This is a genomic window from Simkaniaceae bacterium (assembly GCA_021734805.1).
In the GTDB taxonomy this organism is placed as follows: Bacteria; Chlamydiota; Chlamydiia; order Chlamydiales; family JACRBE01; genus Amphritriteisimkania.
Genome location: JAIPIG010000009.1, coordinates 12,408 through 28,718, shown reverse-complemented (window position 1 = coordinate 28,718; position 16,311 = coordinate 12,408). Strand labels below are relative to the sequence as shown.

The 16,311-nt window shown below is 39.0% G+C and carries 10 protein-coding genes; 2 read left to right on the top strand and 8 right to left on the bottom strand.

Features of this window, described 5'->3' with window-relative positions:
- Position 1 precedes the first annotated feature (1 nt).
- From K9M07_02810 to K9M07_02790, 5 genes are all read right to left on the bottom strand, one after another.
- Complete coding sequence (locus tag K9M07_02810; protein ID MCF7852153.1) at positions 2–1,213, bottom strand: glycosyltransferase family 9 protein; 1,212 nt, start codon at positions 1,211–1,213, stop codon at positions 2–4.
- On the bottom strand, positions 1,210–3,216 hold the full coding sequence (uvrB, locus tag K9M07_02805) for an excinuclease ABC subunit UvrB (protein ID MCF7852152.1): 2,007 nt from the start codon (positions 3,214–3,216) through the stop codon (positions 1,210–1,212). The genes K9M07_02810 and uvrB overlap by 4 nt, the downstream gene beginning before the upstream one ends.
- Positions 3,217–4,437, bottom strand: coding sequence for a tyrosine transporter (locus tag K9M07_02800; protein MCF7852151.1), 1,221 nt, complete (start codon positions 4,435–4,437; stop codon positions 3,217–3,219). It abuts the gene before it with no gap.
- Positions 4,438–4,535: 98 nt separating this feature from the next.
- Positions 4,536–5,759: a tyrosine transporter gene (locus K9M07_02795; protein MCF7852150.1), complete on the bottom strand. Its 1,224-nt coding sequence runs from the start codon at positions 5,757–5,759 to the stop codon at positions 4,536–4,538.
- Positions 5,756–7,396 carry an FAD-dependent thymidylate synthase gene (locus tag K9M07_02790; GenBank protein ID MCF7852149.1) on the bottom strand — a complete coding sequence of 547 codons (1,641 nt, stop codon included), beginning with the start codon at positions 7,394–7,396 and terminating at the stop codon, positions 5,756–5,758. The genes K9M07_02795 and K9M07_02790 overlap by 4 nt, the downstream gene beginning before the upstream one ends.
- Before the next feature lie 329 nt (positions 7,397–7,725).
- Between K9M07_02790 and hemB the strand changes: the two genes are divergently transcribed.
- Positions 7,726–8,700 carry a porphobilinogen synthase gene (gene hemB, locus K9M07_02785; GenBank protein ID MCF7852148.1) on the top strand — a complete coding sequence of 325 codons (975 nt, stop codon included), beginning with the start codon at positions 7,726–7,728 and terminating at the stop codon, positions 8,698–8,700.
- A 54-nt stretch (positions 8,701–8,754) separates the two neighbouring features.
- Here hemB and K9M07_02780 read toward each other — a convergent pair whose 3' ends face one another.
- The 3 genes from K9M07_02780 to nqrA all read right to left on the bottom strand — a co-directional run bounded on the left by K9M07_02780 (position 8,755) and on the right by nqrA (position 13,634).
- Positions 8,755–9,903: a hypothetical protein gene (locus K9M07_02780; protein ID MCF7852147.1), complete on the bottom strand. Its 1,149-nt coding sequence runs from the start codon at positions 9,901–9,903 to the stop codon at positions 8,755–8,757.
- Positions 9,904–10,021: 118 nt separating this feature from the next.
- The gene (locus K9M07_02775; GenBank protein MCF7852146.1) at positions 10,022–12,169 is read right to left on the bottom strand and encodes a YjbH domain-containing protein; all 2,148 of its coding nucleotides are present in this window, start codon (positions 12,167–12,169) and stop codon (positions 10,022–10,024) included.
- Between the two features lie 142 nt (positions 12,170–12,311).
- Positions 12,312–13,634, bottom strand: coding sequence for an NADH:ubiquinone reductase (Na(+)-transporting) subunit A (nqrA, locus tag K9M07_02770; protein ID MCF7852145.1), 1,323 nt, complete (start codon positions 13,632–13,634; stop codon positions 12,312–12,314).
- A 312-nt stretch (positions 13,635–13,946) separates the two neighbouring features.
- Between nqrA and K9M07_02765 the strand changes: the two genes are divergently transcribed.
- A complete protein-coding gene (locus K9M07_02765; protein MCF7852144.1) occupies positions 13,947–16,121 on the top strand; it encodes a GreA/GreB family elongation factor in 2,175 nt (724 codons plus the stop codon).
- The last annotated feature ends 190 nt before the right edge of the window (positions 16,122–16,311 follow it).

Below are 16,311 nucleotides of genomic sequence, written 5' to 3'. Positions count from 1 at the left end.
GTTAGGGAATATTGTCTATCACGTCGGTAGCTGTATGGGCTTCCCGCTTGGATCTAGGGGAGATTGGGCCCACTTGGCCTCCGTTTAATAGCTTAAGCATTCCATTAATCACTTGATCAACCGAAATGTTTTGAATGCATGCCATAGAACGGCACCCCTTTTTGAGGTGACAGGGATAGCATTGAGTGGGATGAATTAAATTTAATGATCGGGATGAATATCCGGAAAATAATTCGATTGCATTGACCCCCGTAAAGAGCGCAACACAAGGGGTTTGTACTGCGGCAGCAATATGCTGCATTGCCGTATCGACAGTAATCACACATGCAGCATGACGTGTACACTCAACCCATTCTTCCCAGTTTAATCGGTTACAAAAATTATCCCCCTCATGCGCTATTTGATGAATCATATTAAACTCTCTCTTTCCGGATCCGGTGAAAATGACTCGATACCCCATCGCGATCACCCGTTGATAAGCACTTCTCCATTGCTTAATGCCCCATTCTTTGTGGGAAGATCCGCTTCCCGGATGAAAAATCACAAATTGAGAAAGAGCAAATTTTTGAAAGACATCTACAGGATAATAGGGTAAGCGAGGGGAAAGATGGATCTCATTGTCTTTTCGAATGGATATTCTTTCAAAGAGCTCCTTGTAATAATCAATCACATGTTGCTTCCGATCGATCCAATGGATTGGATCATTATAAAGTTGGCCTCCTCCTCCGCTTGTAAATCCAATGCGATATGGAATTTTTGCTTGGTGTAAAATAAAAGCGCAGTTGGGGTAATAGAAGTAAAGATCGATAGCAAGATCATATCTATATGAGCGTATTTCCTTGATCACCTTCATTAGGCTGATGCCATGATAAACTATTTTATGGAAGAGAGAGATCGGGGCCCTATTCAACTTATAATGATCAAAAATATGACTAGAATCAATATCAGGATGGTTTTGAATGACCTTTCGCGCATGAGAAGACGTTAGAAATCCAATGCTTGCGTTTGGATATAGGTATTTCACAACGTCAATAGCAGCCGTTGAGATGATAACATCACCTAGATGGGCAATATTACATAATATGACCCGCTTGATTAATTCAGGCTGAATCTCAGGTGGTTCTTTTCTTTTTTTTAATTTTATAAAGGCATCAAAGAGTTTTAAATAGGCAATTAATAATGGATTTTGCGCTAAATACTTTCTGCTTTTCATTCGCCTTCGAGCATTTCTAAAGAGAGATAGAACTTCAATTCATCTCGATATTTTGCTGCTTCCTCATATTGATATTTTGTAGCTGCATCATGCATCGCTTTTTGAAGCTCTTTAATCTTACGGCTGATTTCTTTGGGATCGGTTATAAAATTTTCTTCTTTAATTAGCTCTTGTTTTTCTTTGGTATATGACTCACCTAAAAAAGTTTCATTCAGGGTTTCAATTCTTTCTCTTTTAACTGTTTTAGGCGTGATTTGATGCTTCTGATTGTATTCATCTTGGATTTTTCTTCTCTCGGATGTGATCTCAATTGTATTCGTTATTGATTTTGTCATTACATCAGCATATAAAATCACCCTTCCATTTTCATTTCTTGCCGCTCGACCACATGTTTGAATGAGTGCCGTTTCGCTGCGTAAAAACCCCTCTTTATCAGCATCTAAAATCGCAACAAGCGTTACCTCGGGAATATCGAGACCTTCCCTCAAAAGGTTAATCCCCACAAGAACATCGAATTCACCACGCCTCAAATCTTTAATAATTTGAATACGCTCTAAGGTCACAATATCCGAGTGAAGGTACTTTGCCTTAATATTCACTTCCATCAAATATTTTGAGAGATCTTCTGCGAGTTTTTTTGTGAGCGTTGTCACTAAAACCCGCCCTTTTTTAGCCACTTCATGCCGTATTGCATCGATACAATCATCGACTTGACCTTGGGCCGGTCTCACTTCAATTTCCGGATCGAGTAATCCCGTAGGTCGAATAATTTGATGAATGACTTCGCCCTCTGACTCGTTAACTTCCCACAAACTAGGCGTTGCCGAAACATACACCACTTGATTGAGATGGGCGTAAAACTCATGAAATTGAAGTGGGCGATTATCATAAGCGGACGGAAGTCGAAAACCAAATTCGACAAGCGAGGTCTTTCGAGCGCGATCCCCATTATACATTGCCCGTATTTGTGGAACTGACTGATGAGACTCATCAATGAACATTAAAAAATCATCGGGAAAATAATCGAGTAGACAAGAGGGGGGATTTCCGGACGGTCTCTTATCAAAATGGCGAGAATAATTCTCAATTCCCTTACAAAAGCCTACCTCCTTGATCAACTCCATATCATATTTTGTCCGTTGCAAAATACGATGGCGCTCGATCATTTTTCCTTCTTTTTCAAACTCTGCCGCTCTTTGATCTAGTTCAACTCGAATGGATTCCACAGCATCAAGCCTCACCTCTTCAGGAGTTACGTAGTGGGATCCCGGATAAATAAATATGTCATCAATTCGTCTCAGAACTCTTCCGGTTAGAGGATCAATTTCACTGATTCTTTCAACCTCATCGCCAAAGAATTCGACACGAATTCCCAAGTTTTCTTCGTAAGCGAGGGCAATTTCGACAACATCTCCTCTTGCTCTAAAGGTCGAACGGCTAAGTTCTATATCATTACGTTTATAATGAATATCAACGAGTTTAAGTAAAAAATCATCGCGTCGCACTTCCTGATTAATATGGATACGGATTCGCATTTTCGCATAATGATCAGGAGAACCTATTCCATAAATACAAGAGACGGATGAGACAATAATGACGTCACTCCTCTCAACAAGCGATCGGGTTGCGGATAAACGCATTCGCTCAATTTGATCATTAATGGCTAGATCTTTCTCAATATACGTATCTGTTCGAGCAATATATGCCTCGGGTTGGTAATAGTCATAATAGGAAACAAAGTATTCAACTGCATTATTGGGGAAAAACCCTTTAAATTCTTGATACAGTTGGGCGGCAAGGGTTTTATTGTGCGCTAAAATTAAAGTGGGTTTGTTGACTTGGGCAATGAGGTTGGCCATGGTAAAGGTTTTACCTGATCCGGTAATCCCCAAAAGAACCTGGGCTCTTCTGCCCGCCTTTACTCCACTGACAAGCGCTTCAATTGCTTCGGGCTGGCTACCGCGCGGTATAAATTCTGATTTTAATTCAAACAAAACAGGCACCTAGTCCAAATAATTTTTTAATGCTTCATTAAAAAAGCCTCGGCTGTTGAGAATATCAATGACCACAATACTTGCTGCAAAGGCAATGACAATCATCAATAACGCCCTTCCCCTTAGTTTTTGATAAAAGATCGGTTTTTTTAATGTCCATGCCATGGCCGCGGGTAAAAAAATCAATAAAATTGCCACAAAAGCACCTGCATACTCGAGGGCAATTAAAAATCCTCTTTGATAAGTGAATACAAAAATAAGAGGGGGAACGAATGTCAAAAGACAAGCCCCAAGTTTTCCTTCCCATGTTTTTTTGATTTTTAATCCATCAATTAAAAAGTCAGATAAACTCAACGAAACACCCAGAAATGATGTCACAATAGCAAAAAATGAAAAAAAGTGAGCTCCTATTTTCACCCATTTTTGATGTAATAGTGCAGCAAGAGGTGTTGCTGAGGAAGCGCTGCCCGAAAGCCAAGACTGGGCAAGAGATATCTCACCCTTCACAGGAACAACGCCAAGAACCAAAATTTGCCAAAAAATGTAAATAACCAACGTAATTAAACTTCCCAGTATCACGACCTTTCTCAGTTCTTTTTTATCATGTTTTAAATACGTCGCAAGAGAAGGGATAATAATGTGATAACCGAAGGAAGTGATCACAACCGGCACTCCGATCAATCCTAGTTTAAAATCAACATGTGCCAATTTAGAAAGATCAATATGTGGAGGAACAAACACAACTAAAACCAAATATGAAAGCAAAAGTCCTAACATCAATAATCGATTGATTAAATCAACACCCAGTGTTCCAAAATAGATAAAACTCCCAAATAAAATGGGTAGTAAAAAGGGTTGAATCCAATGAGGTAAGATCAAACCCGTGATATATTGAATGGCTTCTGCAAATATGGGACCGGAGGCAGAAATATAGGCAGCAACAAGAGCATAGAGCAATAACATGTAAAAAACCCAGCCAATGGTACGGCCAAAACCATTGAGCGTTCTTCCTGCCATCGTAATGATATTTGTTTCATCTTGATATGCGCAATTAACATCAATGAAAAAAAAGGCTGAACAGAGCATAAAGCCCCAGCAAATAATAAAGAGGAGTAATGAGGGCCAAAACCCCATAAATCCGCATGTCAGCGGCACGGCTAACATGGCAGCACCGATAGTCGTTCCGGCAACAAGTAGTGTTGCCCCAATGGTATGGTTAGCTTTGATCATACAATGCCTTTTTTAGTTGGAATCATGTCGAAGTGATTCATACCCACTCCAAAAATAAATTTATGAATTTATTTTTTATCATTGGTATCAGATCAATTTTATGGATACTTGAAAAATGGCAATCCTATCATATTAGAAAGTTGAAATAACACGATAAACGCTGCAAATAACGCAATGCCAAAAATAAGCAGTTTACCCCCTCCAACGAGTTGCATCGACTCTTTCTTAAACTCATAACGCCCTTTCCAAATCATTAAAGCGGGCAAAATACCAAACAAAATCACTGCGCAAATTCCCCCTGCAAAGTTTATGGCAGCATAAAAAATCTTAGGATAAAAAATCCCAAAAACAAGCGGCGGAAGTAATGCAAGTGCAATAAGTCCAATGGAGTCACGATTTTTAGTTTTTAAACCATCTCCTAAAAAGTGAGCCAAACTTAAAGTTTGGGCTAAAAAAGATGTTAGAATCGCAAATAACGCCAAGAATTGGGCAGAAACCCCAATTGTTTGCACTTTTTCTATATTTTTTATCGCTTTTGCCGCATCCAAGCCATTTTTAAAACATTCAATAATTCCATATTCCCCTTGAAGGGGAATGATGCCAAGTGCAACGACTTCCCATATAATATAAACTGCAAAAATAAGAAGGGATCCCCCAATAATGGCCCAACGCATTCGCTTGACATCCCCATTCAAATAATAATGCAAACTCGGAATCATATTATGGAAACCAAATGAAATGACGAGAATGGGAAGCGCAAATAACATATAATTGACATCTGCATGCAAAAGGCGAGATGGGAGCATGCTAAACACACCAACACTAACAAGAACTAAAAATGAGCCGATTTTAAACAGCATCAACCAGCGATTACAGAGGTCAACATATCTTGTCCCCATTAAAACCAACCAACCAAATACGAAGACAAAAAAGATCGACGCTAAAAAGTTGGGCAAAGTACGACCCAATACAAGATCAAGTATTGAGGAAAAATGCTGGCCACTTAATGCAATGTAGGCAACGAGAAGTGAATAAAATAACAGTAAGTACGTGATCCAACAAACGAAACGCCCTAATGGCCCTAATGTCTCCTGAACCATTGTAATAAAATTAACCCGCCCCTTGAACCAACCATTCACTTCGACGAGAAAAAGAGCTGTCGTCGTCATAAAAGCCCAAGCAAATACAAACATTAACAACGCCGGGAAAAATCCGGCAAAACCGGTGAGGATAGGCAAGCCTAACATCCCCGATCCAATGCAACTTCCTCCAATTAAAAGCATCCCACCAAAGACGCTTCCCTTTCTCTCTATCTTTTTCATGAGAATATTTGCCTTTCATTCAATCGTTTTTCAGTGCGGATTTCTTGATCTAATCGCCCTAAATCATATCCTTCAAAATCTACAAATTTGAAAAAGGGGGCAAATTCAGGAAACTCTTTTATAACTTGCTGCGCCATTTCCTGAGCGATTAAACGATAACTTGGATGCCCTTGTGGAGATGACCTCAACTCGCACATCCATTGAAGCGCTCTCAAATTGATGTGGAAATACCAGCGAATATTATATGCCATTGGAACGACATATTGGGCTTCTTCAGGAAATTCAATTGAAATTTTATCATATACCGCTTTGGCTTGTTCTATAGCATCACAGTAAACTTTTTCCATGGGAGTTCCGACAACCTCTTTTGGGACATAATAACCATAATCACAGGTCAACAACTGTCGTTCTTGAGACAGCATTCGGTGTCTTTGAAGATCTCTGTAGACTCCAAAATCCGCCAAAATATCAAATGTAAAATAAACCTGTTCCAAAGCACGGGGTGATTTATGTCGGCGATTCGTACGAGTTGCGGATACTGTTTCAAATAGTTGTTCTCTTTCTAACTCGGTCATTCCATTTGCATAGGCCTTTAAATCACTAAGAGCACAAGGTGAGTAATGATATAGAAGGGCAGCTGCAAGCGTTTTGGGAGCATCTTCACTATATGAAATGAGTTGAACCCCCTCTTTTGTACTTTGAGGAATTTTCTCCGTATGAAATTCAGTTAACTCTCTTAGTCTCTTTTGCATCTCATCTTTGAAGCGGACATATCCCGTATAGTGCTTATGTGTTGTCTGTGATCGGCGAACAAAAGAAGGAATAATTTTTGAGAGCTCTTCAAAGCCCTTATGTCCTATATCTTGAAACTCAAGAAGGCTATGAGAAGATAAGCGTTGTAATAGCGTCTCAAAAAATCGTCCATTGCCGAAAAGCCCTAAGTTTGTCAACGTAGATGAGGGAAGTAAGCCCCGGATACAATCTAGAACTTTTGCTCTAAGGGCTGCTGTATAGGCTACCTTAGAAATCGACTCATCTTTAGGAAAGACTTGCTCCATTTGTTGCGTTAACGGGGGGATTAAAGCCCCATATGTCTCAAATAAATTTTGGCATGTTTGCAAATACTCTTCGCGATATGCGGAAGTCATTAATGCCTGCTCTTTATAAAACAAATAATCGCCGTCTACCTTCTGATCGAAATAAATATAGCGTGTCGATTTTTCTAAAGGCGATCCGCCAATCCTACAATCTTCAATTTCTTTTGCAGCAAGCATAGAGACATTTTCACAAGCAAGGTGGGCACCACCTAACTCACCAATTGAATCATCGCCATATCCATCTAAAATGCGATCATAAAAATTTTGAGCCTTTTTAATTGCCACCACTTGATCATCTTGTTGACCTTGACCTTCTCTTTGATTGGTAATTTCTTGGAAAGCCGTTTCGTCATTTAGAATAAATTCTTTTAAAAGTAGGGAGCGGAGTCCTAAGCACGATCTCGAATAGCGAGAAAAAAGAGCCCCCTTAATAACCTCAGGTAAATTTCTGAGAGCAAAGACATTACTCGATGTATTAGAGACAAATTTCTCTAATATTTTTATTTGGCTCTCTGAAAACTCTTCATAATTTTCAAGCATTTTAAAACACCTTTGTTCGCAGAACTCTACATATAGAATAGAGTCTTAGATTATGCCGAAGAGAATATTTTATACAAAGAAAGATTAAGATATACCGGGAGTGATTCAAGGGTTGGAATTTTTAGAAGCCGGCGCGCCGAAGGCCTTTTGACCCGAGCCGCTGCGCTATTGACAATAGGCAGAGGCGAGGTCAAATCGACCAAGCGGGGATGCCGGCGACAAAAAAAACAACTCTTGATTCACGAGCGGTATATCCTTCTGAATAGAAAAAAGATGCATAATTTTAAAACCGGTGATAAAATTTTTCTAACTATTTTTTATGGATAATCATGTTAATTCGACCTAGAAGAAACCGGAAAAACCCTATTATTCGCTCGATGTTACAAGAAACGTCATTAGATATTAAAGACCTCATTGCCCCCTTTTTTGTGATCGATGGAAAAGATAAAATAGAACCCATCGAAAAAATGCCCGGCATTTTTCGCTACACCATTGATACCTTGATTGAAGAAATTGAACATGTACATCGAAAAGGAATTCAAACAATTGCCCTTTTCCCCGCCCTTGATCAAACTAAAAAATCTCATTTGGCAAATGAAGCGTATAACCCTGAAGGGCTTATTCCACGAGCTATTCGTGCCATAAAAAAGGCCCTACCTTCAATTTGCCTCATCGCTGATATTGCTCTTGATCCCTTTACTGAACATGGGCATGACGGAATTATTTCTCAAAATCAAGAAATCTTAAATGACGAAACAGTAGATATTCTAATACGACAGGCATTAACCTTTGCAGAGGCAGGAGTTGATATCGTCGCCCCAAGCGATATGATGGATGGGCGCATTAGAAAAATTCGAATTGCCCTCGATAATGCAGGTTTTATCAATACATCGATCCTTGCCTATACGGCTAAATATGCTTCAGCGCTCTATGCCCCATTTCGAGATGCAGTCAAAGTCAATTTAGCATTTGGGGATAAGAAGACATATCAATTAAATCCGGCAAATATACGTGAGGCGCTACTCGAAACAAAACTCGACCAAGAAGAAGGGGCCGATATGCTACTTGTCAAGCCAGCAACGCTCTATTTAGACGTCCTCTCAAAAATGAAAGAAAATGCTCATATTCCTGTGGGGGCTTATCACGTTTCCGGAGAATACGCCATGGTCATTGCAGCAGCCTCTCAAGGTATCATTGACCCACATCAAATATTTTATGAATCCCTTTTGTCCATTAAAAGAGCCGGGGCCAGTTTTATTTTCACATATGCGTATCGTCATATGTTCGATTTTTTTGGCCATTAAAACTCATCTTACGTAAAAATCATACCTCCGATCATCTTTTTTCAACGAGGTGGGTCAAGAGCTCAAAAAGTCGAGATCATACGGGATATTGAATTTTCCCATTAAATCTTGAAAGTGTTTGAAGACTTGCTGAGCAGTTGGCCTATTTTCTCGTTTTGAATCCCTCATTGCTTCAATGAGCTCATTGACTCCAATTAAATTGAAAATTTTATCACGCATTTGCTGAGCAATCTCTTCGACTTTTTTCTCATCGTGAGTCATTCGTTGAACAACTTGAAAGATGAATCGATCTCGAATCAACATGATGGAAGTGCCCAACATAAAAATATCATCTTCTAATGTAAAGAACCCATCAGCGTCAGGCGGCTGTAAAATCTCCTGATTACATAAAAATCTAGCTTCTGTTTTTTTCCCAAGGGCAAACCCCTCAAAATCTGAAACAACTCCTTGAAAAAACCCTGTTGAAGTTTTTTTAAAAAAAATGTTTGAAGGCGAAACGTCACCGTGAACTCCCTTCTCATGGACTGCAACAAGCCCCCTAAGATACCCAAAGAAGACAGAAATGAATTGTTTGATAAATTGAAGCCCCTTATCCTGGAGAACCAGTGGAAGCGTATTATAAAACAGCGCGACGAGTCCGCCCTCGTATGCATGTTCAATGTGTACAATAGCCGTTTCATTTTCATTAATATATTTCTGATATAAAAAAAGAGATTGAACAATATTTGGATGCCCGCGAAACATCCTAAGATTATAAAACTCATATAACAAATAATTCTGAGCATTTTCAAATGTCATCGTGCTGATTTCATGAATTGAAGGGACTAATTCAATCCCATGTTCAACTTTTTTATTTTCATGGATGACAATGACTTCAAAAACTTTTTTGGAACTCCCTTCAATTTCAATTTTATCTCCAACTTTTTTCCTACTTCCTAAATTGAGAATGAAGTCACCATTTTCAAGAAAAACAAATGGTAAACAATTTTCTCTTGGGATTTTTGGATGAGATTGAAGCGCATATTCTCTACTGGCTGTATTGAGAAGATAATTTCGAAAAGACAGTAAGGCATTGAGTTGCTCTGAAGCGATCGCATTGTGTAAATCCAATGTATTTAGCTCTTGAATGAGTTCATCATCAAGTGCTTCATTTCTCAAAAATGGATGGATTTTCGCCCAACTCAAAAGTTTGACTCTGCACATATGAGTATTCACCTAGAAGATATATTCTCTCTATACCCTCTTCGCCTGATTTTTGACTCGGATATTTATACCATTCGCTGATTTTTACTTTGATTGAACAAACGTGATTTTAAACAATCTAATTGTAGAGCCTTGCATTGTTAATCGTCGGATAAAGGGGCTTCCCTGTAGCTGCTTGAGCCCCTTGATCACGCAACCAAAATGACATCCCATATCCTAAGGTCGCTCTTGAATTTTTGTGTAAAAAGAAATCAAAAGGGATAACAAATGCAATTCCTTTGTCGTGATAAACTCTATGGTTAATCATATCCTGAGCATTGGTGTAGGTGATCCAAAATGCGAATTGTACGCCACTAGGGAAGTAGCGCGTTAGAGTCAGTTTCACTCCACGATCTCGAGCTAGAAACTGCCCTGCGCACAATTTAACCCCTATGTCAAGCGGCTTGACATAGTAATAGTAATCTAAAAAATATTGATAGCCTACAAACGGGACATAAGTGGGTGTTGTATTATTGAGTTTTCTAATTTTGTACTGAAATCCAAGCCCGTCATATTCTCGCTTTAATACAGTTGCTGCCTCAAGACCAACGGCCCAATTCGCATTGACAGGATATAATAAGGCCTCAGATGCTACGCCTGCATAGGCACTTTCAAAATATCCCCCGGCCATTCTAAAAAAAACGCCCTTCCCAAAATTCCACCCCTTTTGAATATACAATTTTTCTAAAGAGACCGTGTTGCCTTTAAAATAGTTAATTGAATCAGACCTTACATTAAGCATCTGAGAGGGATTATATATATCAGTATCCCCCACATCTTGGTGACTTGAAAGAATGTTATAAGAAAGTTGCATCTTATAATAAAGAGAGTCAAATAAATATCCTTGAGGTCCTCCAATCAGCCCAAGTGCATACTTATATTTTCCTGTTGTACTTCCAAAAAAAGATAACAATCTTGGTCGGATTAAAAAAGACCAGAGTGTTTTATTTCGCTTAAACAATAAGGCAGCATCGAACTCACTAGGCTCAAGATGAACCTCTTCAATAGGAGCTAAAATCCTCATTTCGGATTCCGAGATATCGCCCTTTTGATAGGCAATCAAATCTCTAGTTAAATAGGTATATGCTTGGACAATTAAGGAACCTTCTTCGAGCGCAACTGTAATCGAATAGATGTCTTCGGGAACTAGGGCTGCTAAAATATTTTGTATTCTTTCTCTTGCATCGCGATTCATCAAATATCTCAAATTAATCAGACGAATCCACATCACCTTGCGCCCTGAATCATCATATGACAAATAGATCCTTGCCACATTTAACCCTTGTTTCCCAAATGCTAGGGCCATTTCATAAGCAAGTTCTTTGTCCGTACGCAATGGGCCCAATGCCTCATGATTCACCGGAGAACTATAGAAAGGAGGATCCTGTGTTTTGGGTAAAAACCCTTTCGAGTCCCCTAAATTATAAAATACTCCGGCACTTGCTGCCCAATTATTCCCCCTGAGGGATGAAACTTTGAGCTGGAGCGCATCAAATAAATTCCACGCAAAACCAATATTGATTTTTGATTTCTCTTCTCGACCATCAGGATGCTCATCGGGATGGTTTTTATAGTCATTTGCATCGTATTCAGCGAAAAATGTGATGTCTTTTAGCATAAACGTATCGGAAAAGCGCCATGGTGTAAAAGCAATCCCCCCAAAATATCCATGCATTCGGCCCTGTCCCCAACCTAAGGATAATTCCAAATTCCATTTTTTTAACGATTGTGTTCCAACGACATACATGGAATAAAATCGTCTTGAACCATAAAAGTCATCAAATCCAACAGCTAAATCGGGTAGATTAAAATTAAAAGAGCGTGCCGGAGAAAATGCAAACTTAATGTTTGCCATTCGATCGGCATCATCTCCAAATCCCCACTCACCAAAAACAGGCTCTAACACATCTTTAAAGACTCGATAATTCACAGCGAGTTCAATCGCTTGGTATAACTGTAAATTCGCCCCAAAATTATGATAAGGAGGATGATAAGACGCCCCTAAATAAGTGACTCCAACTCGGTTAACCCGCGCCGAAGGCATATTCAGATAGCCTACGATAGAGTTGACATTATAAATAATGGGTAAGATGCGCTCATTATCAGCATCAATATCTTTAGCAATTTTAATGTTGTTAAATAATTCTTCTAAATCTTGCCCTTGTGACAAGAGTTCACTGAAAATTCCAATAAAAAAGCAAATGGATATAGAAATAATTGTTCTCATGCACAAAAGAATATCTCATTTTGCCGATAACAGAAACCGCTCTTGAACCATTCCCGGTATATTATCTCGACTTTGCAACTTTTTGGACCCGCCTACCTTAGTCTTTGCTCTCGGACGCTCGACCTACGGCCGGACTAGGAGATTATTCTAAATATTGGCTCGCATAAATATTAAGCCCTCTGCGAATAATTCCCATATGATCAATTTTTGAAGGGCAAATGAAGGCGGCCAGCGCGAAATCTTCCGGAGCAATTTCTAAAAGGCCCAATTCACAAGCAGCTTCATAATCTTCAGCTAATAACGCTTTGATTAGGGGCATCGTAGGAATGCGCAAAGGCATGACTCGGTCGTAAATTCTTCCGTCAATAAAAGCTCTTTCTTCCCCATGCAATAAATTTGTCATCGTAAAACGTTGGCGAAGAGGCCTCAAGAATCGGCTCAAATAACCTCGGCTTAGGGTCAGTTTTTCTTTTCCTATGCGAATGAAATGGAGTATTTCTCTTTTTTGAGATTTCAATAAAGCAGATATAACATATTCATCAGCCGCTAAAAAGCCCATTTCGTGTTGTAAGGATCGGCCCGTCAGTGGATCTCCCGCAATAAGCTCTATTTGACTGTCAGAGCACAACTTGTCTTTACAAAGACTCAAAATATCTGCCCCTTTCCTGACTCGATATAACTTTCTATTCTTTAAATGAACCCCTTCACCTGCCATGCTAATGAGTTGCTCGCAATGGATACGTCCTTGCATAAGAGCTCCAATATAGACCACATCTGAAACGTGTACTGTCCAGATCTCATCACTTGGAGAATGAATAGGATCAATTTTTTCTATATGAATAGAGGGATTGGCAATGGGATGGGGACCCATAGCGGAATGCAGCGTAACTTCAACATTTTCAATCAATTTAAAGAGCTCTGAATCCGGTGATCCAATAAAATGAATATTCCCTGCGACAATTTTTGACAGAGCGCGCATCCCATAAACAAAATCATTTTCAAATCCAATGACATGCCTATCTGCCTTTGGACGAAAGGGCGCGGATTCAAGCCCTTGCACAAAAATAGTTCGAGGCAATTTTTTAGGATCGGCTAGTACATCACAAGGGCGCTTACGAATAAAAAAGAAGGCTCCCCCTTGTAACATCCTCTGAATGACCGTATCCTTAGACAACTTCTTTAATGGGGGTAATTCCACTTGTTTTTCAGAAGCGTCTCTTTTGACAACAATCGCGTGCAAGCGCCTCTTATCCCCTCGAATAATATTTGAAATAACCCCTGAGGCATGGCTGACAAAAACCCTTTCGGGATTTGACTTGTCACACAACAAGGGTTGTCCTATGTGAACAAAATCATTTTCATGCACCAATAGCTTAAATTTGATATCATGATATTTAGAAACATCATGCCCTATCAGATTTGTATTGAGGTCTTCATCGATTTCGTCTGTTGGTTCGCCCTTCATTGGGATATCAAAACCGGATTTTATCTTAATAAGTGTCATATAAGTTAAAAAAAGTAATTATCATGAATTGAGATGATTATAGTGAGTTGCGGATTTCTTCCTAAAAAAATATGCAACTTGTGTGAAAACCCTATCGAGGACTATACTTTTTTGCGTAGACAATATCATTTATTGTTTTGGTTCAAAAAGATATTCAAAGGCAATAAGGTGGTTTCCTAAAGCTCTGACTTATCTAGATGGCAACCAAATACATTTATTCCTTTTAGGGAATGGACAAATGCACTTCTCACTGAAAGTATACAACAAAGTAGGATGAAAATGGAATATTTTAAACAATTCAAAACGCGTATCACAAATAATGATCTTCCTTCTACTGTCAATCTATGGGAAGAATACTGCCTTTGTGATGAAATCGATCCGGAGGAATTGTGTTATATTCTAGAGGAATTGAAATCCTCCTCTTTAAGCGATTCATTTGGAATTTATGTCGATCAAATTTTTCCACTATGGGAAAATCTTCCCGACTCACTGATTAAACACACCATTTTCAAACTCATTATCGATATCCAAACGACAAATTCTGCAGCCTTAGCCGAAAAAACGATTCTTTATTTACAAAATTATTTTGGTGATTCAGAGGAGTTTGCAAACAAATTGCGCTTAGTTGGTTTGAGAGAAAAGGAAAACTTTCAAGGAGCCGTCAGTCATTTTGAATTATTAAACCACCTCAAAGAGCATCATTTTGTTTTCCACACAGGTGGCTGGGGTGTTGGAGAGATTATGGATGTCTCTTTCATTCGAGAGGAAATCAGCTTAGAGTTTGATTATGTGGCAGGACTAAAAGACATCTCTTTTAAAAACGGTTTTAACACCCTTATTCCTATCTCTAATGACCATTTTCTTGCTCGACGATTCGGAACCCCGGATGAATTAGAAAAACAGGCCAAGGAAGACCCTGTTTTTGTAATTAAACTATTACTCAAGGATTTAGGCCCTAAAACTGCAAGCGAAATTAAAGATGAGCTTTCTGATCTGGTTATTCCGGAAGATGAATGGAACAAATGGTGGCAGAATACACGAACAAAACTTAAAAAAGACACCATGATCGAAAATCCCAAATCGATCAAATCCCCTTTCAAACTGCGCAAAAATGAAATTTCCCATGAGCAGCAATTACAGAAATTACTAGAGAAAAAACCCGATCTGAATGCATTGATTGAAATTCTATACGGGTTTATGAGAGATTTTCCCGCTGCATTAAAAAAGGCTGAGTTCAAATCAGTCCTAATTTTACAACTCAATGACCTCTTAAACCACAAAGAAATCACACCGACTCAAGAATTACAACTTCAATTCTTTCTAAAAGATCTAAGTGAGGATGAGTCTCATGAAAATACGATATCCCAACGCATTCAAGAGGCTTCGGATTTTCTATCTCTCATTTTAGATATTCAAGTGATTGCCTTCAAAAAAAGACTGCTCACTCTAGTCCATCAAATCAGAGATGATTGGGCTCATATTTTCCTTGATTTATTTCTTGCGCCCATTCAAAACCCTCTGCGTGATTACATCATGCAACAATTAATTAAAGCGGGAAAATCAGAAGAATTAAATGGGAAAATCGAGGAAATGCTTCATCATCCTCAACATTCACCCCAAGCCTTTTTATGGTATTTCTCTAAAGTTATGGAAAGCGACTCTATTGCTTATGCCGATACTAAAGGGAAAGAACGCTTTTTTGAAACGTTTTTTGTCTTGATGTACTTACTAGAGCGCAATGGAGATCATCGCGATCTAGTCAAGAAAATGCATTCTTTACTTACAGATGGGCGCTATGCCATTGTAAGGACCATTTTCCAAACGGCCTCAATTGAAACAGTTAAAGAACTTTTACTTCTAGCGACAAAATGCCAAATTCTAGATGACCACGATATTAAGATTTTAAACTCTCTAGCTGAAGTCGTCTATCCGGTGCTTGTACAAAAAACTTCATACCGAGATGATGGCATAGAAAATGTGATCTGGACAACCGAAGAGGGCTATCTAAAGATTAAAGAACGTCTTCATCAAATTGCAACCGTCGAAACGGTTCAAAATGCAAAGGAGATTGAGGTTGCCCGAGGCCACGGCGATCTTAGGGAAAATGCCGAGTTTAAATTTGCTCTTGAGAAAAGAGAACAATTACAAAATGAGCTCAAACTATTATCAGATCAAATGAACAAAATGAGAATCATCACAATAGATGACATTGCAACACATACGGTCGGAGTAGGAACAGCTATTAAACTGGAAAATAATCGTGGTGAGATTTCAACGTTTACTTTTTTAGGCCCCTGGGATACCGATCCTGATAAGAACATCCTTTCTTTTAACTCTAAATTTGCCCAAGCTCTTACAGGCGCAAAAATTGGCGAACAAAGGCAAGTTCAAAATGAAATTTGGACTGTAAAAGAGATTACGAGCTACCTCGACCAACCGGGATCCTAGGCCTCAATTTTGTAACTGACTTAAGTAAGGCCCGCCTGCCTCGGTCTTTGTTCTCGGATGATCCCCTTGAGAATAAATATCTCGAGGCCTTCGAGTCCAAGTTAGAAAGTCGAACTAAGCAAAGTTACAGGATTTATGCTTATCCCATTCATGTGAGCGCGTCAAAACCTTGTATTAAATTACATACTAT